At 61.2% G+C, this 17,399-nt stretch carries 17 protein-coding genes; 2 read left to right on the forward strand and 15 right to left on the reverse strand.

From position 1 onward, the window contains the following. Window positions 1–304 precede the first annotated feature (304 nt). From ACP7EW_RS06475 to ACP7EW_RS06530, 12 genes are all read right to left on the reverse strand, one after another. Complete coding sequence (locus ACP7EW_RS06475; protein WP_426215998.1) at window positions 305–1,090, reverse strand: TatD family hydrolase; 786 nt, start codon at window positions 1,088–1,090, stop codon at window positions 305–307. Between the two features lie 63 nt (window positions 1,091–1,153). Beyond that, window positions 1,154–2,143 (reverse strand): DNA polymerase III subunit delta', encoded by a 990-nt coding sequence (locus ACP7EW_RS06480; RefSeq protein ID WP_426216000.1) that lies wholly within the window; start codon window positions 2,141–2,143, stop codon window positions 1,154–1,156. Continuing rightward, window positions 2,136–2,768, reverse strand: a complete 633-nt coding sequence (tmk, locus tag ACP7EW_RS06485; protein WP_061449288.1) for a dTMP kinase — start codon at window positions 2,766–2,768, stop codon at window positions 2,136–2,138. Before tmk ends, ACP7EW_RS06480 begins: the two co-directional genes overlap by 8 nt. Window positions 2,769–2,787: 19 nt before the next feature. Then, entirely contained in the window at window positions 2,788–3,921 is a 1,134-nt protein-coding gene (gene mltG / locus ACP7EW_RS06490) for an endolytic transglycosylase MltG (RefSeq protein WP_426216002.1), read from the reverse strand. A gap of 1 nt (window position 3,922) precedes the next feature. Beyond that, complete coding sequence (gene pabC / locus ACP7EW_RS06495) at window positions 3,923–4,738, reverse strand: aminodeoxychorismate lyase (protein ID WP_426216004.1); 816 nt, start codon at window positions 4,736–4,738, stop codon at window positions 3,923–3,925. After that, window positions 4,738–5,982 carry a beta-ketoacyl-ACP synthase II gene (gene fabF / locus ACP7EW_RS06500; RefSeq protein ID WP_016979749.1) on the reverse strand — a complete coding sequence of 415 codons (1,245 nt, stop codon included), beginning with the start codon at window positions 5,980–5,982 and terminating at the stop codon, window positions 4,738–4,740. The genes pabC and fabF overlap by 1 nt, the downstream gene beginning before the upstream one ends. Before the next feature lie 128 nt (window positions 5,983–6,110). Next, entirely contained in the window at window positions 6,111–6,347 is a 237-nt protein-coding gene (acpP, locus tag ACP7EW_RS06505; protein ID WP_003175607.1) for an acyl carrier protein, read from the reverse strand. 191 nt (window positions 6,348–6,538) lie between these two features. Further along, window positions 6,539–7,282: a 3-oxoacyl-ACP reductase FabG gene (gene fabG, locus ACP7EW_RS06510; RefSeq protein WP_005790544.1), complete on the reverse strand. Its 744-nt coding sequence runs from the start codon at window positions 7,280–7,282 to the stop codon at window positions 6,539–6,541. 24 nt (window positions 7,283–7,306) lie between these two features. Next, window positions 7,307–8,245, reverse strand: a complete 939-nt coding sequence (gene fabD, locus ACP7EW_RS06515; protein ID WP_426216006.1) for an ACP S-malonyltransferase — start codon at window positions 8,243–8,245, stop codon at window positions 7,307–7,309. 126 nt (window positions 8,246–8,371) lie between these two features. Further along, entirely contained in the window at window positions 8,372–9,382 is a 1,011-nt protein-coding gene (gene plsX, locus ACP7EW_RS06520; RefSeq protein WP_426216008.1) for a phosphate acyltransferase PlsX, read from the reverse strand. A gap of 4 nt (window positions 9,383–9,386) precedes the next feature. Next, complete coding sequence (gene rpmF, locus ACP7EW_RS06525; RefSeq protein WP_008152339.1) at window positions 9,387–9,569, reverse strand: 50S ribosomal protein L32; 183 nt, start codon at window positions 9,567–9,569, stop codon at window positions 9,387–9,389. A gap of 13 nt (window positions 9,570–9,582) precedes the next feature. Next, complete coding sequence (locus ACP7EW_RS06530) at window positions 9,583–10,113, reverse strand: YceD family protein (RefSeq protein ID WP_017737760.1); 531 nt, start codon at window positions 10,111–10,113, stop codon at window positions 9,583–9,585. 105 nt (window positions 10,114–10,218) lie between these two features. On the opposite strand from ACP7EW_RS06530, the gene ACP7EW_RS06535 reads away from it, so the two are divergent. Continuing rightward, window positions 10,219–10,797, forward strand: coding sequence for a Maf family protein (locus ACP7EW_RS06535; protein WP_426216010.1), 579 nt, complete (start codon window positions 10,219–10,221; stop codon window positions 10,795–10,797). Between the two features lie 48 nt (window positions 10,798–10,845). Here ACP7EW_RS06535 and ACP7EW_RS06540 read toward each other — a convergent pair whose 3' ends face one another. Genes ACP7EW_RS06540 through rluC form a run of 3 tightly spaced genes read right to left on the reverse strand, consistent with a single transcriptional unit; the run spans window position 10,846 to window position 13,459 of the window. Then, entirely contained in the window at window positions 10,846–11,829 is a 984-nt protein-coding gene (locus ACP7EW_RS06540; protein ID WP_033901271.1) for a S49 family peptidase, read from the reverse strand. A gap of 21 nt (window positions 11,830–11,850) precedes the next feature. Then, window positions 11,851–12,513: an HAD-IA family hydrolase gene (locus ACP7EW_RS06545; protein WP_038846346.1), complete on the reverse strand. Its 663-nt coding sequence runs from the start codon at window positions 12,511–12,513 to the stop codon at window positions 11,851–11,853. Further along, window positions 12,500–13,459, reverse strand: a complete 960-nt coding sequence (gene rluC, locus ACP7EW_RS06550; protein ID WP_033901273.1) for a 23S rRNA pseudouridine(955/2504/2580) synthase RluC — start codon at window positions 13,457–13,459, stop codon at window positions 12,500–12,502. The genes ACP7EW_RS06545 and rluC overlap by 14 nt, the downstream gene beginning before the upstream one ends. Before the next feature lie 759 nt (window positions 13,460–14,218). Between rluC and rne the strand changes: the two genes are divergently transcribed. Further along, window positions 14,219–17,365 carry a ribonuclease E gene (gene rne, locus ACP7EW_RS06555; RefSeq protein ID WP_426216013.1) on the forward strand — a complete coding sequence of 1,049 codons (3,147 nt, stop codon included), beginning with the start codon at window positions 14,219–14,221 and terminating at the stop codon, window positions 17,363–17,365. The last annotated feature ends 34 nt before the right edge of the window (window positions 17,366–17,399 follow it).

The raw sequence follows: 17,399 nt of genomic DNA on the forward strand, positions 1-17,399 counted from the left end.
CTTTCAGTGCGCCAACGTTTTCATGGATCTCAGTCAGAAATAATACGCAACAACTGCCGTCGTGCGCCCGCCCAATGAGAACTCAAGGGAAGCGCGCGTATTCCAAATCTGTTTAAAAAACGACCAGTCGCGACTGGACTGAATCGGATACTGATCAATACTTGAACTGTCGGCGTGACATCTCCCCCAAGTGACGCGCCGACCTGGGTACCAACGGACCGCGTACCCTTGTTTTACTCCTAATGGTCTTAGCCCGGATTCACCCCCCAGAACCCGGGTTTTTTTTGCCTGGGATTTGGCCGCGTCAGCCAGCGACGTGAGCCAACGGAAACAGGCGCTTGAAGTTCTCGGTGGTCTGCTCGGCAAACCGCTCGTAGGACTCGCCGCGCAGCATCGCCAGGTAATCCGCCACATCGCGCACATATTCGGGCAGGTTCGGCTTGCCGCGATGGGGGATGGGCGCCAGGTACGGCGAGTCGGTTTCCACCAGCAGACGGTCGGCCGGCACCTGGCGTGCGACGTCACGCAGGGCGTCGGCGTTGCGGAAGGTGACGATGCCCGACAGGGAGATGTAGAACCCCAGGTCCAGGGCCGCCTTGGCCATGTCCCAGTCTTCGGTAAAGCAATGCAACACGCCGGCCTGGGGCAGCGCGGCTTCGCGCAGCAGGGTCAGGGTGTCGGCACGCGCGCCACGGGTGTGGACGATCGCCGGTTTGCCGGTCTGCTGGGCGGCTTGCAGGTGCAGGCGGAACGAAGCCTGCTGCACCTGCGCCGCTTCGGGCTCGTAGTGGTAATCCAGGCCGGTTTCGCCGATGGCCACCACGCGAGGATGATTGAGTTCAGTCAGCAGCCAATCAAGCGCTGGGGCTTCACCGGGCTTGAGGTCCAGCGGGTGAATGCCCACCGAGCAATCCACATCGGCGTAGCGATCAGCCAGGGCTTTGACATCGGCTGCGTTTTCGGCGCTGACGCCGATGCACAGGAAGTGCCCTACTCCGCGCTGGCGTGCGGCTTCGAGGGCAGCATCAAGGGAGCCGCCGTGCTGGGCCAGGTCGAGGCGGTCGAGGTGGCAATGGGAATCTACGAGCATAGGGATCTACAACTTCAGTCACGAAAAGTGTCTGGCCGACGATACACCCGTCGGCCACGGAATTTAACGACGGCCAAGCAAGCCTACCCATTGCACCAGCAGCGCCTCAAGCAACAGCACGCGGTTAAGGTTGGCCTTGCCGAGCACCTTCTGGCGCTGGGCGAGGATCCAGTCCTGGATCGTCAGCACCTTGTCCTGGGCACTTTTCTGCGCCAGGTATTGCACCACTTTGCGCATGTCCGGCAGGCCTAGGCCATTTTCATCCTGGGTCAGCTGGTAGCGCAGGATCAGGCTTGACCAGTCGCAGAACCAATCGAACAGCAACAACAGGGGAATGTCCTTCCAGGCAGTTTCGGCCAGTTGGGTGGCGGAGACTTCCTGCTTGATGAGTTTCTTCACGCCCTCCACCACCAGCGCGCGTTGCTCACGCACGCCCTGGGCGTGCAGCTTCACCGCCGCCAAGGGGGAGCCGGCCGCCAGGGTCAGCAGTTCGACCCGTTCATCCGCGCTGCACTCCGGCAACGCCTGCGCGAGCCATTCCAGGCTCATGGCCTCGCTCGGCAGTGGGCACGCCTGCTGCACGCAACGGCTGCGGATGGTCGGCAACAAACGGCTGGACTGGTGACTGACCAGCAACAACACGGTATCGCCGGACGGCTCTTCCAGGCTCTTGAGCAAGGCGTTGGCGGCGTTGATGTTCATCGCCTCCACCGGCTCGATCAACACAACCTTGCGCCCGCCCATCTGCGCGGTCTGCACCACCAAGCTGACGAGGTCGCGCACCTGGTCGACCTTGATCGCCTTGTCGGCTTCCTCGGGCTCCAGCACGTAGTTGTCCGGGTGGCTGCCAGCCTTGAGCAACAGGCAGGACTTGCACTCGCCGCAGGCTTCCAGGTTGACCGGGCGCTGGCACAGCAGGCTGGCCATGAGGCGCTCGGCCAGGTCACGCTTGCCGATCCCAACCGGCCCATGCAACAGGTAGGCGTGGGCGTGCTGGGCTCGGCCAGCCAGTTGTTGCCACAGACTGTCCTGCCACGGGTAGGCTTCAGCCACGGGCGCGCTCCAGCAGTGTCGGCAACAGCGCGTCGATGGCGTGTTGCACCTGGGCCAGCGGTTGGGCGGCGTCCAGCAAATAGTAGCGCGCAGGCTCGACCGCAGCGCGCTTGAGGAACGCGGTGCGTACGGCGTCGAAGAAGGCCTGGCCTTCCAGCTCGAAACGATCCAGGCGACCACGGGCGCTGGCGCGAGCCAGGCCCACTTCCACCGGCAGGTCAAAGACCAGGGTCAGGTCAGGGCGCAGGTCGCCTTGAACGAAGGTTTCGAGCGTGGCGATGCGCTCCAGGGACAGGCCCCGACCACCGCCCTGGTAGGCATAGGTGGAATCGGTAAACCGGTCGCAGATCACCACGGCACCGCGCGCGAGGGCTGGGCGAATCACCTCGGCCAGGTGCTGGGCACGGGCGGCGAACACCAGCAGCAGCTCGGTGTCCGGGTTCATCTGCTCTTCACCCGGCGCCAGCAACACCTCGCGGATACGCTCGGCCAGCGGCGTGCCGCCGGGCTCGCGGGTCAGCACCACTTCGATCCCTTCGCTGCGCAAGCGCTCAGCCAGGTAATCGCGGTTGGTGCTTTTGCCGGCGCCTTCAGGGCCTTCCAGGGTAATAAACAAGCCAGTCACAGGCAGTCCTTAGTCAGAATTATTGCGGGTTTTGCGGCGCTTCAACATCTGGCGCAGACTCGGCCGGTTTTTCAACGGGCACATCGGCCGGCGGCGTTGCATCTTCCGCAGGCTTCACCACTGGCGCCGGGCTGGAGCGATAATCGGCGCGGCGCTTGAGCTGGAACTCGCGCACGGCGGCATTATGCGCATCCAGGTCATCAGAGAAAATATGGCTGCCATCACCCCGTGCGACGAAATACAGGCTACTGCCCGGCACCGGGTTCAGCGCGGCATGGATCGCCTCGCGACCGACCATGGCGATGGGCGTCGGCGGCAAGCCGGCGACCATATAAGTGTTGTAAGGGTTGGCTTCCTTGAGGTGGGCGCGGGTCAACTTGCCGTTGTAGCGCTCGCCCAGGCCGTAGATCACCGTCGGGTCGGTCTGCAACAGCATGCCGATCTTCAGGCGACGCACAAAGACGCCGGCGATCTGCCCACGCTCTTCAGGCACGCCCGTCTCTTTCTCCACCAGGGAGGCCATGATCAACGCTTGATAAGGGTCGGTGTACGGCGCATCGGCCGCACGCTTGCTCCACTCCTGGGCGAGTACATCATCCAGACGGTTGTAGGCTTTTTTCAGGAATTCGACGTCGGTCATCCCACGCACGAAGCGATAGGTATCCGGGAAGAACCGCCCTTCGGGAAACACGCCGGGGTGGCCAAGCTTGTCCATGACTTCGCTGTCACTAAGGCCTGCAAGGGTCTGCACGATCTTTTCATGCTTGGCCAACGCCGAGCGCACCTGGCGGAAGTTCCAGCCTTCCACGAGCGTCAGGCTGTATTGCACCACTTCGCCACGCTGCCACAGGCCGATCAGGCCTTGCGCCGTCATGCCAGGGGTCATGCGGTATTCGCCGCTGTGCAGCGGCTGGCCGTCGAGGTTGAAGCGCCAGTACAGGCGCAACCAGAAGGCGTCATCCAGCACGCCGTCGGCTTCCAGGCGATTGAACGTGCCGGTCGGGGTCGCCCCAGCCGGTACGTCGAGCAATTGCTCCTGGGTCAGGTTCAAGGGCTGCTTCAGGGCCGCGTCGTATTTCCACGCGCCATAGCCCAACAGCAACGCAGCCGAGAACAGACCGATCAGCAGCAGTACAACCAGTTTTCGTATCAACTCAAATTTCCAATAGCGCGCGAACAATGCCCTGCAGTTTACGGGTGAGCGGCCCAACCGGCCAGCTCATCCCAGCGCAACCGCGCACCGGCCAAATGCCATAAACGCTGTTGCACACGAAGACTTCGTCGGCCTGCTGCAACTGCTCAAGATTGATGTCGGCCACGGCCACCGGGATTCCCAGAGTATGTGCCTGGGCCAGAATCTCGGCGCGCATCACGCCGGCAACGCCGCATCGGGTCAGATCAGCGGTTAGTAACAAGCCGTTGCGCACCAGGAACAGGTTACTGAATACGCCCTCAATGACACGCCCGGACACATCCAGCATCAAGCCTTCAGCGTGCTCGGCGTCCTGCCATTCGGCGCGGGCGATCACCTGCTCCAGGCGATTGAGGTGCTTGAGACCGGCCAGCAACGGCTGCTCGGCCAAGCGCGTCGCACACGCAAACAGACGGATACCGTCGACTGCATGGGCGTGGGGATAGGTAGCGGGCGGGTTGCCCTGCAAAATACGGCGCGCCGGCGCGCCAGGGTTGATGCCATAACCGCGCAGGCTGTCGCCACGGGTGAGGATCAACTTGAGGACACCGTCGCCGAGGGCGGCGGCATAGGACAGCACTTCGCTGCGGATCACCACGGGGTCCGCAACCAAGGCGAGGCGCCTGCAACCCTCATCGAGGCGCTGCAAGTGACGGTCGAGCAGCACCGGCTGCCCGGCCCTGACGGCGATGGTCTCGAACAGCCCATCACCGTACGCCAGGCCGCGATCTTTCAGGGGCACGCTGTCCGCTGGCTGACCGTCGACCCAGCTGTGCATCACTCGGCGAACCGGCGGAACACCAGGGAACCGTTGGTGCCGCCAAAACCGAACGAGTTGGAGATCACCACGTCGATCGGCATCGGTTGCGCTTCGTGAGGCACGAAGTTCAGGTCGCAGCCTTCGTCCGGCTCATCCAGGTTAATGGTCGGCGGAGCGACCTGGTCCTTGATGGCCATGACGCTGAAGATCGCTTCGACCGCGCCCGCCGCACCCAATAAGTGGCCGGTCATGGACTTGGTGGAGCTGACCGCCAGGTTGTAGGCGTGTGCGCCGAACACTGACTTGATGGCTTCGGCTTCCGCCAAGTCGCCGGTCGGGGTCGACGTGCCGTGGGCGTTGATGTACTGCACCTGGTCCGCATTGACCTTCGCATCGCGCAGGGCATTGGTGATGCAGCGCGCAGCACCGGCACCGTCGGACGGTGGCGATGTCATGTGGTACGCATCGCCGCTCATGCCGAAGCCGATCAGCTCGGCGTAGATGGTGGCGCCACGCGCCTTGGCGTGTTCCAACTCTTCCAGCACCAGGGCACCGGCACCGTCGGACAGTACGAAACCGTCACGGCCTTTGTCCCATGGACGGCTGGCGCGGGTGGGTTCGTCGTTACGGGTCGACAGCGCACGGGACGCGCCGAAGCCGCCCATGCCGAGGCCGCAGGCCGCCATTTCGGCGCCGCCGGCGATCATCACGTCGGCTTCGTCATAGGCGATGTTGCGCGCCGCCATGCCGATGCAGTGCGTGCCGGTGGTGCACGCCGTGGCGATGGCGTAGTTAGGCCCCTGTGCGCCCAAGTGGATCGACAGGAAACCGGAAATCATGTTGATGATCGAGCCCGGAACGAAGAACGGTGAAATTCGACGGGGGCCGGAATCGTGCAACGTGCGGCTGGTTTCTTCGATATTGGTCAAACCGCCAATACCCGAACCCATGGCCACGCCGATGCGGTCACGGTTGGCGTCGGTGACTTCCAGGCCGGCGTTACGCACTGCCTGAAAACCGGCTGCCAGGCCGTATTGAATGAACAGGTCGAGTTTGCGGGATTCTTTGACCGAGAGATATTCCTCGACATTGAAACCCTTTACCGAGCCGCCAAAACGGGTGGAATAGGCAGAAAGGTCCGTGTGTTCGATCAGACCAATACCACTGTGGCCAGCCAGAATGCCCTGCCAACTGCTCGGCACATCCGTGCCCAGTGGCGACAACATACCCATACCGGTGACTACGACGCGTCTACGCGACACAGCACTCTCCTTTTTCTAATGACGACACTTTTGCTTCAGCGCTTGTTTTTCATCAGGGCTAAAGAAAAAACCGCACGCCGTTACAGCAGTGCGGTTTTTCCCTGACAGCAAGCGACGACTACAAACTATTACGCCTGGTGGCTAGTAACGTAGTCGATAGCAGCTTGAACAGTAGTGATTTTTTCAGCTTCTTCGTCCGGGATTTCGGTCTCGAATTCCTCTTCCAGAGCCATCACCAGCTCAACGGTGTCAAGGGAATCGGCACCCAGGTCTTCTACGAAGGAAGCAGTGTTGACCACTTCTTCTTCTTTAACGCCCAGTTGCTCGGCGACGATTTTCTTGACGCGCTCTTCGATGGTGCTCATACCTTGTTTAACTCCTAATGGACAAATTCAGGCAGCTGGCCAGTGGGTAAGTGTATAGAAAGCCTTTTCAGCTTTTCAACTGAAAGCTTCACCCTGTACCCGGTCGGCCACCTGCCTATAAATTAAGTTGCAGCTTTATAACGGATTTTAGACAGCTCGTATGACATTTTTTTGAAGCGATCCGTCACAATTTAACTCATGTACATCCCGCCGTTCACCGGGATTGTAGCCCCAGTCACGTATGCCGCACCGTCGGATGCCAGGAAAGTGACCACATTCGCGATCTCTTGGGCCTGGCCCAGACGGCCCAGCGGAATCTGCGTCAGCAAGGCTTCACGCTGTGCTTCCGGCAGCTCACGGGTCATATCGGTGTCGATGAACCCTGGGGCAACCGAGTTGACCGTAATCGACCGCGAGCCGACTTCACGTGCCAATGCACGGCTGAAACCTTCCAGACCGGCTTTGGCGGAGGCGTAGTTTACTTGGCCTGCGTTGCCCATGGCACCCACTACGGAGCCAATATTGATAATTCGGCCCCAACGCGCCTTGGTCATGCCACGCAAAACGCCCTTGGACAGGCGAAACAGACTGTTCAAGTTGGTGTCGACCACGTCGTACCACTCGTCGTCTTTCATGCGCATCATCAGGTTGTCGCGGGTGATACCGGCGTTGTTCACCAGAATCGCCGGCGCACCGAACTGTGCGGTGATCTCGGCCAGTACGGCAGCCACGGACTCATCACTGGTCACGTTCAGCTCAAGGCCAGTACCTTGCACGCCGTTTTCCTTCAGGGTCGCGGCGATACGCTCGGCGCCCGAAGCGGAAGTGGCGGTGCCGATCACAACGGCGCCCTGACGGCCCAGTTCCAGGGCGATCGCCTGGCCAATGCCACGGCTTGCGCCGGTAACCAGTGCAACTTTACCTTGCAGACTCATGCAGGCTTCTCCTAAGTTCGGGGATTAAGCCAGTGCCGCGCGAGCGGCAGCGAAGGCATCCGGGGTATTGAGGTTGGCAGTCGACACGCCGTCGGCGCAGCGCTTGTTCAGGCCGGCCAGGACTTTGCCCGGACCGCACTCGACCAGCTCGGTGGCGCCATTGGCCGCCAGGGTCTGGACCGATTCAACCCAGCGTACGGGCTTGTAGAGTTGTTCCAGCAGGTCGCGCTTGAGGGTGTCGAGGTCGGCAGCCACGGCGGCGCTGACGTTCTGTACCAGCGGAATCTGCGGCGCCTGCCAGTTGATAGCAGCGATGGACTCGGCAAAGCGCTCGGCCGCCGGACGCATCAGCTCGCAGTGCGACGGCACGCTCACCGGCAATGGCAGCGCACGCTTGGCGCCACGGGCCTTGCAGCCTTCGATAGCACGCTCGACCGCAGCCTTGGCACCGGCGATCACCACCTGGCCAGGCGAGTTGAAGTTCACGGCGCTGACCACTTCGCCCTGGGCCGCTTCGGCGCAGGCTTCGATCACCACGGCGTCATCCAGGCCCAGGATAGCGGCCATGCCGCCCTGCCCGGCCGGAACGGCTTCTTGCATCAGTTGGCCACGACGCTCGACCAGCTTGACCGCCTCAGCGAGGGTCAGGCTGCCCGCGGCAACCAGGGCGCTGTATTCGCCCAGGCTGTGACCGGCGACGAATGCCGGACGCGTGCCGCCTTCCGCCAGCCACAAGCGCCACAGGGCGATCGAAGCGGTCAGGATGGCCGGCTGGGTTTTATCGGTTTGATTGAGCTGCTCTTCCGGCCCTTGCTGGGTCAGTGCCCACAGGTCGTAACCGAGGGCGTCGGAAGCCTCTTTAAAGGTGTCCAGGACCAGCGGGTATTGCGCGCCCAGCTCGGCCAACATGCCGAGGGACTGCGAACCCTGCCCTGGAAAGACGAATGCGAGGGATGTAGACATGTAACAAGCCCCTAATGATCTGGTCGTCAAAAATGCGCACTCCTACGGTGGGAGCACACGAAACTGACAGATTGGATGGTCAATTGAACTGGCCGGTCACATTTAAGCACTCTCGGGCCGATTCGCCTAAGGCAACAGGTCCTCAAGACGGCCGTGCAAGCGTTGCGGCAGGTTTTCCTGGATCTCGATCAGGGCCCGCGCAATCGCACTTTGAAAGCCTTCCACGCCTGCAGAACCATGGCTTTTCACCACAATGCCCTGCAACCCCAGGAAACTCGCACCGTTATGCCGCGCAGGGGCAAGGTCGGCTTGCAGGCGACGCATCAACGGCAACGCCAGGGCGCCAACCAGACGCGTCGCCAGATTCTGCTTGAACAACGCCTCGATACGCGTGGCGATCATGGTCGCCAAGCCTTCGCTGGATTTAAGCAGGATATTTCCGACAAACCCATCGCACACCACCACATCGGCTTCGCCACGGTACAAACCGTCACCCTCGACAAAACCGATGTAGTTCAAGCCACGCGCGCCTTGCAGCAAAGTGGCGGCCAGCTTGACCTGCTGGTTACCCTTGATGTCTTCGGTGCCGATATTCAGCAAGGCCACCCGTGGCCGGGCAACACCCAGCGCTTCGGCGGCCACCGAGCCCATCACGGCAAACTGGAACAAGTGCTCGGCACTGCAATCGACGTTCGCGCCCAGGTCCAGCAGTTGGCAGTAGCCTTTCTGCGTCGGAATCGCCGCGACCATCGCCGGCCGGTCAATGCCAGGCAAGGTCTTGAGCACAAAGCGCGACAACGCCATCAGGGCCCCGGTATTGCCGGCACTGACACAGGCTTGCACCTTGCCATCACGCAGCAATTCCAGCGCCACCCGCATCGAAGAGTCGGGCTTGCCACGCAGGGCCGCCGCTGGCTTTTCATCCATGGTGATGGTTTCGCTGGCTGGCGTAATCGTCAGGCGCGCGCGATCCACCGCCGGATGGCTGGCAATCAGTTCTTCAAGTAGGGAGGGTTGACCGACGAGGGTCAGGTGCAGCGAGGGTGTTGCGGACAAGCTGGCAATGCAGGCCTGAACAATGCTGCGGGGACCGAAGTCCCCGCCCATTGCGTCTATCGCGATGACTAGAGCAGACAAGTGATTACTCGTCAGCGCCCTTGTCGATCACTTTACGACCACGGTATACGCCTTCTGGCGATACGTGGTGACGCAGGTGAATTTCACCGGTGGTTTTTTCTACAGACAGAGTGCTCGCCGTCAGGGCATCGTGCGAACGACGCATGTCACGGGCAGAGCGGGATTTTTTGTTCTGCTGAACAGCCATAATTGATTAACTCCTAAACGTTTGGGTCACGCTTTAACTGCGCCAATACACTGAACGGGTTGGACCGCGTTACCTCGTCCTCGCTCGGTTCGGGCTCGTCATCGAGCCCCTCCGGCTGCTGGCATTCTTCCGGATGATGAGCAGGCACAATGGGCAAGGCGAGCAGAAGCTCCTCCTCGATCAGTGCATGCAGATCCAATGGATCTTCGCCCAGTTCCAGCACGTCATAACCTTTCGGCAACGACTGGGTATTCGCACCCTCCTTCACCACAGCATAACTGCACTCGCTGTGAATCGGCAGGGTGACCAGCTCAAGACAACGCTGGCAAACCATTTTGACTTCGGTGTCGATAAAGCTGTGGATTACCACAGACTTACGTTCATCTCGTTCAAAAACGAATTTGGCCTGCACCGTACCGACAGTGTCGGAAAGCGGGTCGCAGAGTCTCTCCAAATCGGCCAGCAGCAATTCACCTTGGAGGGAAGTGCCACGATCAGCCAATTTGCGCGGGTCAACGTGAGGTGGAATCGGGTCATTCAACATAGGCGCAGCATTATAGGGATGCACCCAGCCATGTCAAAGGAAATTCAGCCCTGTGCGTCAGCCGGTCGCCCCGCTAGAATCCCCGGCTGCCCTGAGGAGACGCCCATGCTGCCTTTATTACTCGCATCCAGCTCGGTTTATCGCCGGGAATTGCTGAGCCGCCTGCACCTGCCGTTCATCTGCAGCTCGCCGGATATCGACGAAAGCCACCGTAAAAATGAGTCCGTTGTGGAACTGGTCAAGCGCCTGGCCGAACAGAAAGCCCGCGCCCTCGCCGCCAGCCATCCAGGGCACCTGATTATAGGCTCCGACCAGGTCGCGGCGCTCGATGGCCGGATCATCGGCAAACCGCACACCTTCGAAAACGCTCGCGAACAATTGCTGGCCGCCAGTGGCAAGCGTGTGAGCTTCCTGACTGGCCTGGCGCTGCTCAACAGCAAAACCGGTCAATGCCAGGTCGACTGCGTACCTTTTACAGTGCACATGCGGGAACTGGACGCGGAACGCATCGAGCGTTACCTGCGGATTGAGCAGCCGTATGACTGTGCGGGCAGCTTCAAGGCTGAGGGGTTGGGCGTGAGCCTGTTCCAGAGCACAGAGGGGCCGGATGCGACGAGCCTCGTAGGCCTGCCACTGATCCGACTGGTGGATATGCTGCTGGCGGAAGGCGTACAGATCCCCTGACGTACGAAAAACCGGCCGCAAGAGCCGGTTCTTTTTGACCTTGGACTGTCAGCGCAGCGTCGGGCCCTGAAAGCCCATATACAACGCCAGCTTCTCTGCCACGCTGGCACCCAGCCGCTTGGAGAACCGGTCAAATGGCGACTCTTCGACGGTGAAGTCCACCAACTCTTTCTCGCCAATCACATCCCGCGCCACCGAACTGGCACTGCCCAGGCCGTCGATCAGGCCCAGCGGCAACGCTTGTTCGCCCGACCACACCAGGCCGGAGAACAACTCCGGGTGGTCTTTGTCCTTCAGACGATCGCCGCGACCCTGCTTCACGCTGGCGATGAACTGGCGATGAGTGGTGTCGAGCACACCCTGCCAGAACTGGGTCTCGTCAGCCTTCTGCGGCTGGAACGGATCCAGGAACGACTTGTGCTCGCCCGACGTGTAGGTGCGACGTTCTACACCGAGCTTCTCCATGGTGCCGACAAAGCCGTACCCGGCCGCCGTCACACCGATGGAACCCACCAGACTGGCTTTGTCGGCGTAGATCTGGTCGGCAGCACTGGCGATGTAATAGGCACCCGACGCCCCCAGGTCGGAAATCACCGCATACAGCTTGGTATCCGGGTGCAGGCCACGCAGGCGGCGAATCTCGTCGTACACATAGCCGGACTGCACCGGGCTGCCGCCTGGGCTGTTGATGCGCAGGATCACGCCCTTGACCTTGGGGTCTTCAAACGCGGCACGCAGGCTGCTGACGATGTTGTCGGCGCTGGCGGACTCCTTGTCGGCAATCACCCCGCGCACTTCGATCAGGGCGGTGTAGTTGGCACCACGGGTTGCGCTTTTTTCCATGTCCATCAGCGGGCTGAACAATGCGAGCATGGCGATAAGCCAGACGAACGTCAGCAGCTTGAAGAAAATCCCCCAGCGCCGTGCACGGCGTTGTTCCTGGACGCTGGCCAGGAGGGTTTTCTCCAGCAATTTCCAGCTTTTGTCGTCGCTGTTTTCAGCCTTTTCGGGCGCTTTCCACTCGTCACTCATGCCATCAACCCCAGCAAAGACTTATTGGGCCCGGCTGAGCCAGGCCTGCAATTCGGAAAAATGATCGATCGTCAGACGCGGCTCGTATTGCTGCAAGGCCTCGGCAGCCTGGGCGCCATAGCTGACCGCCACACTGTCCATGCCCGCATTGCGCGCCATCATCAGGTCGAAGGAAGCATCACCCACCATCAAGGCCTGGCGTGGCGACACGCCGCAATGAGCCAGGATCTGCTCCAGCATCAGAGGGTGAGGCTTACTGGCAGTTTCATCGGCGGCGCGGGTGATATCGAAATAATCTTCCCAACCGTGAGCCTTGAGCACCCGATCCAGCCCGCGACGCGCCTTGCCGGTGGCGACCGCCAGGTGATAACCCTCGGCGCGAAACGCCTCCAGAGACTGCACCACACCGTCGAACAACGGCGAAGGCGTGGCCTCCAGGGCGATGTAGTGGTCCGCATAGTGATCACGGAAGGTGACCAGTTCGGCGTCACTGATCTCGGGGTACAAGGTACGAATCGCCTCAGGCAGGCCCAGGCCGATGATGCCCTTGACCGCGTGATCGGTGCACAGCGCATAGCCCGAGCGGGTCGACGCCGCGTGCATCGACTCGACAATCCGGCCAATGGAGTTGGCCAGGGTACCGTCCCAATCGAAAATCAGCAGTTTGTAATCAAGGTGCGACACTCAAACGCTCCACGGTCTTGGCCCACATCTCATCGACCGGCGCCTGCAGCTTCAACTCGCCACCATCAGGCAGTGGCACCGTGAGCATGTAGGCGTGCAGGAACAGGCGCTTGCCGCCCAGGTCGCGGATTTCCTTGGAGAAATCCTCGTCGCCGTACTTGGTATCACCAGCAATGCAATGGCCGGCGTGCAAGGTGTGCACGCGAATCTGATGGGTACGCCCGGTCACAGGCTTGGCCTCGACCATGGTGGCGAAGTCACCGAAGCGACGCAGCACCTTGAACAGGGTCAGGGCCTCTTTGCCCTCCTCATCCACTTCCACCATGCGCTCGCCGGAGCGCAAGTTGCTCTTCTGCAACGGCGCGCGGACACTCTTGATGGAACTGGCCCAGTTGCCACGCACCAGCGCCATGTAGCGCTTGTCCACGCCATCGCCACGCAGGGCGGTGTGCAGGTGGCGCAACATGCTGCGTTTCTTGGCGATCATCAGCAGGCCGGAGGTGTCGCGATCCAGGCGATGGACCAGCTCCAACTCCTTGGCATCCGGGCGCAACTGACGAAAGGCTTCGATCACACCGAAATTCAGCCCGCTGCCGCCGTGAACCGCAATACCGCAAGGCTTGTTGATCACGATCAGCTTGTTGTCTTCGAAGACAATCGAGGCTTCCAGGCGTTGCAACAAACCCTGGGCCAAGGGCACAGGCTCGTCACGCTCGGGCACGCGAACCGGCGGAACACGGACGATATCGCCCGCCTGCAACTTGTACTCGGGCTTGATCCGACCCTTGTTCACCCGCACTTCACCTTTACGCAAGATGCGGTAAATCAAGGTCTTGGGCACGCCTTTGAGCCTGGCCAGGAGAAAATTGTCGATGCGTTGGCCGGCATATTCCGGCGAGACCTCGAGCAGCTGGACGCTGGGGGTCTGGGGGGCGGTAGTCGTCATGGCGGCGATGATAACAATTTTTTATGGAATTGAAGCACTTAATCATTGCTGCTATAGTCGCGAACGCCGCCAAAAGCGGCCTGGACAGAGGACTTGCGGCAAACTGCCGGCCCTGACCATCGCAATTCATCAGGACGCGAGGCCGTCCTACGGGGCTTTCGCCACCCTGGAAGGCTCAAGATTGTAACAAGCGCAGGTGACATGAGGCCTGAAGCGAGTGCAGAAAGCAGAGTGAATACTCGCATTCTGCGCCGATATTTACGGCCAGTTCACAAAGTGCAGTCAGTCTTGGACCAGACCACGGCGAATGCTTCGGAAACAACGCCTGTTAAGAGCTGAGTGAGAGCGCAACCGCCCACACCTAGTCTTGTTTAGCCATGAGCGTGGACTCCCCATTGGAGAACACGGTAAATGCCAACCCGCTGCGGATTCTGCGCGCGGCAGCACCCGAATTATCAGGGATACGTGTAGGGTGGAGATGCACAACCGTCGGACCGTGTAGCACTAGGCTTATATTTAGACGCTTCATCTCGTCCACAGTCGCCGGTTGATTCCTCCTCCTGACCTTAGCTTTTGTTGAAGTGGTGCCTTTGTCACCACCGCTAACAAGCAGGACGCGTCCGTCGCGATACCGGCCCAATTGGCTGGTTTTTGCTGGACACTGGAGTGGCCAACCACTCTTGACGCACCTGACACCGACCGTGAGAAGTCGTGTGTGCCGAACGCCGTTTCCGGCAGCCCGGAAACCGACGGTACAACATGAAAAGAATGCTGATTAACGCAACTCAACCCGAAGAGTTGCGTGTTGCACTGGTAGATGGCCAACGCCTCTACGACCTGGACATCGAATCCGGTGCGCGCGAGCAAAAGAAGGCCAACATCTATAAAGGCCGGATTACTCGCATCGAACCAAGCCTTGAGGCTGCCTTTGTCGATTTCGGCTCCGAGCGCCACGGCTTCCTGCCCCTCAAGGAAATCTCCCGCGAATACTTCAAGAAAGCCCCTGAAGGCCGCGTGAACATCAAGGACGTCCTGAGCGAAGGCCAGGAAGTCATCGTCCAGGTCGAAAAAGAAGAACGTGGCAACAAGGGCGCAGCCCTGACCACCTTCATCAGCCTGGCTGGCCGTTACCTGGTCCTGATGCCGAACAACCCACGTGCCGGCGGCATTTCCCGTCGCATCGAAGGCGAAGAGCGCAACGAACTGCGTGAAGCGCTGAACGGCCTGATCGCACCGGCCGACATGGGCCTGATCGTTCGCACTGCAGGCCTGGGCCGCAGCAGCGAAGAAATGCAGTGGGACCTCGACTACCTGCTGCAGCTGTGGACCGCTATCAAAGAAGCGTCCCTGGATCGTTCCGCGCCGTTCCTGATCTATCAGGAAAGCAACGTGATCATCCGCGCCATCCGCGATTACCTGCGCCAGGACATCGGCGAAGTGCTGATCGACAGCGTTGAAGCCCAGGACGAAGCCCTGACTTTCATCCGCCAGGTAATGCCGCAGTACGCCAGCAAGATCAAGCTGTACGAAGACAGCGTTCCGCTGTTCAACCGTTTCCAGATCGAAAGCCAGATCGAGACCGCCTTCCAGCGCGTGGTCGAACTGCCTTCCGGTGGTTCCATCGTGATCGACCCGACCGAAGCCCTGGTGTCCATCGACATCAACTCGGCGCGTGCGACCAAAGGCAGCGACATCGAAGAAACCGCCCTGCAGACCAACCTGGAAGCGGCTGAAGAAATCGCCCGCCAGCTGCGACTGCGTGATATCGGCGGCCTGATCGTGATCGACTTCATCGACATGACCCCTGCCAAGAACCAGCGTGCCGTGGAAGAAAAAGTCCGCGAATGCCTGGAAGCTGACCGTGCCCGCGTACAGGTCGGCCGCATCTCGCGCTTTGGCCTGCTGGAAATGTCCCGTCAGCGCCTGCGTCCATCCCTGGGCGAGAGCAGCGGCATCGTCTGCCCGCGTTGCAACGGCACCGGCATCATCCGTGACGTTGAATCGCTGTCCCTGGCGATCCTGCGCCTGATCGAAGAAGAAGCCCTGAAAGACCGCACCGCCGAAGTCCGCGCGCAAGTGCCGATCCCGGTTGCCGCCTTCCTGCTCAACGAAAAACGCAACTCGATCACCAAGATCGAACTGCGCACCCGTGCCCGTATCGTCATCCTGCCGAACGATCACCTCGAAACCCCGCACTTCGAAGTGCAACGCCTGCGTGATGACAGCCCGGAAGCCCACAGCGGCCAGTCCAGCTACGAAATCGCCGCTGCCGCCGCCGAAGTAGAAGAAGTCCAGCCAGCCGCCGCGACCCGCACCCTGGTTCGCCAGGAAGCTGCGGTCAAGACCGCGCCGGCCCGCGCCAACGCACCGGTTCCAGCTGAAGTTGCCGCGCCAGTTGCCGCGCCGGCCGCCCTGCCTGAGCCAAGCCTGTTCAAAGGCCTGGTGAAATCGCTGGTCAGCCTGTTCGCCACCAAGGAAGAGCCAGTGGCTCCGGTCGTGGTTGAGAAACCGGCCTCCGAGCGCCCTGCGCGCAACGAAGAGCGTCGCAACGGTCGCCAACAGAGCCGTAACCGCAACGGTCGCCGTGACGAAGAGCGTAAGCCTCGCGAAGAACGTGCACCGCGTGAAGAACGCGCGCCACGTGAAGAGCGTGCCCCTCGCGAAGCCCGTGAAGAAACCCCGACCGTAGAACGTGCACCCCGCGAAGAGCGCGCACCACGTACTCCGCGCGCCCCACGTGAAGACCGCAAGCCACGTGGCGAGCGTGAAGAGCGTGTGCGTGAACTGCGTGAGCCGCTGGACGCAGCTCCTGTTGCCGTAGCCGGTGCCGCCGCTGCTACCGAAGAGCGCCCAGCTCGCCAGCCGCGTGAAGAGCGTGCGCCACGCGAAGAACGTCAACCTCGCGCCCCGCGTGAAGAGCGTCAACCGCGTGCCGAACAAGCCGCTGCCGCCAGCGAAGAAGAAGTGCTGACCGGTGAAGAGCAACTGCAGGAAGACGGCCAGGAAGGCGCCGAAGGCGATCGTCCACGCCGCCGCTCCCGTGGCCAGCGTCGTCGCAGCAACCGTCGTGAGCGTCAACGTGATGCCAACGGCAACGTGATCGAAGGCTCAGAAGAGACCGGCGAAAACGCAGAAGCCGCTACCAGCGAACCGACTGGCGCCGAACTGGCTGCCGGCCTGGCCGTTACCGCGGCTGTTGCCAGCTCGGTCATCAGCGCTCCTGCTGAAGCCCAGGCTCACGAGCAGGCTGAACGCGCTACTGCTGCTGTCGAAGAAACCGTAGTGGTTGAAGCACCTGCTGCCCAGACCCCAGTAGTTGAAGCGCCGGTTGTTGAAGCACCAGCAGTTGAAGCGCCAGTTGTAGAGGCACCGGTTGTCGAAGCCACTACCCCAATCGAAGCGCCGGCTGTTCCGGAAGTGGAAGTTGCCCAGGCACCTGAAGCCCAGCCAGAAGTTGAAGTGGCGGTCGTTGAGCCTGCCCCTGTGGTTGAGCCCGAGCCAGTGGTTGAAGCACCGGTTGTCGAAGCCGCTCAAGAAGTTCGTGAAGTTCGTGAAGAACAGACCGCCTTCCAATGGACTGCCGAGCCAGCCGCTCCGGTTGAAGCGCCAGAACCTGCCCCAGTGGTAGAAGAAGCGCCGGCACCGGTTGCCGAAGTCGTGGTTGCCGAGCCAGCCCCAGTGGTTGAGCCTGCTCCGGTCGTTGAAACTGCGCCCGTGGTTGAAGCGCCGGCGGTTGCCGAAGTGGCAGCGCCAGTGGTTGAAGCCGCGCCGGTCAGCGCCCTGACTGAAAACGGCCGTGCACCGAACGACCCACGTGAAGTGCGTCGTCGTCGCAAGGAAGCTGAAGCCGCAGCAGCTGCTGCCGCGGCACAGGAAGCAGAACACGAGAGCAAACCTCTCGCCTGATTCGAGCAGCCACTAAAAAGCCCCGCCTGAGTGA

The sequence above is a fragment of the Pseudomonas sp. DWRC2-2 genome (assembly GCF_049897885.1).
Classification (GTDB): domain Bacteria; phylum Pseudomonadota; class Gammaproteobacteria; order Pseudomonadales; family Pseudomonadaceae; genus Aquipseudomonas; species Aquipseudomonas azotoformans_A.

Bases quoted from the DNA above. Each gene is read 5' to 3' on its own strand.
- fabD (WP_426216006.1), bottom strand. From the start codon at position 8,245: ATGTCTACATCCCTCGCATTCGTCTTTCCAGGGCAGGGTTCGCAGTCC.
- rpmF (WP_008152339.1), bottom strand. From the start codon at position 9,569: ATGGCTGTTCAGCAGAACAAAAAATCCCGCTCTGCCCGTGACATGCGT.
- fabG (WP_005790544.1), bottom strand. From the start codon at position 7,282: ATGAGTCTGCAAGGTAAAGTTGCACTGGTTACCGGCGCAAGCCGTGGC.
- rne (WP_426216013.1), top strand. From the start codon at position 14,219: ATGAAAAGAATGCTGATTAACGCAACTCAACCCGAAGAGTTGCGTGTT.
- pabC (WP_426216004.1), bottom strand. From the start codon at position 4,738: ATGCACAGCTGGGTCGACGGTCAGCCAGCGGACAGCGTGCCCCTGAAA.
- rluC (WP_033901273.1), bottom strand. From the start codon at position 13,459: ATGACGACTACCGCCCCCCAGACCCCCAGCGTCCAGCTGCTCGAGGTC.
- ACP7EW_RS06540 (WP_033901271.1), bottom strand. From the start codon at position 11,829: ATGAGTGACGAGTGGAAAGCGCCCGAAAAGGCTGAAAACAGCGACGAC.
- ACP7EW_RS06535 (WP_426216010.1), top strand. From the start codon at position 10,219: ATGCTGCCTTTATTACTCGCATCCAGCTCGGTTTATCGCCGGGAATTG.
- ACP7EW_RS06475 (WP_426215998.1), bottom strand. From the start codon at position 1,090: ATGCTCGTAGATTCCCATTGCCACCTCGACCGCCTCGACCTGGCCCAG.
- acpP (WP_003175607.1), bottom strand. From the start codon at position 6,347: ATGAGCACCATCGAAGAGCGCGTCAAGAAAATCGTCGCCGAGCAACTG.
- ACP7EW_RS06530 (WP_017737760.1), bottom strand. From the start codon at position 10,113: ATGTTGAATGACCCGATTCCACCTCACGTTGACCCGCGCAAATTGGCT.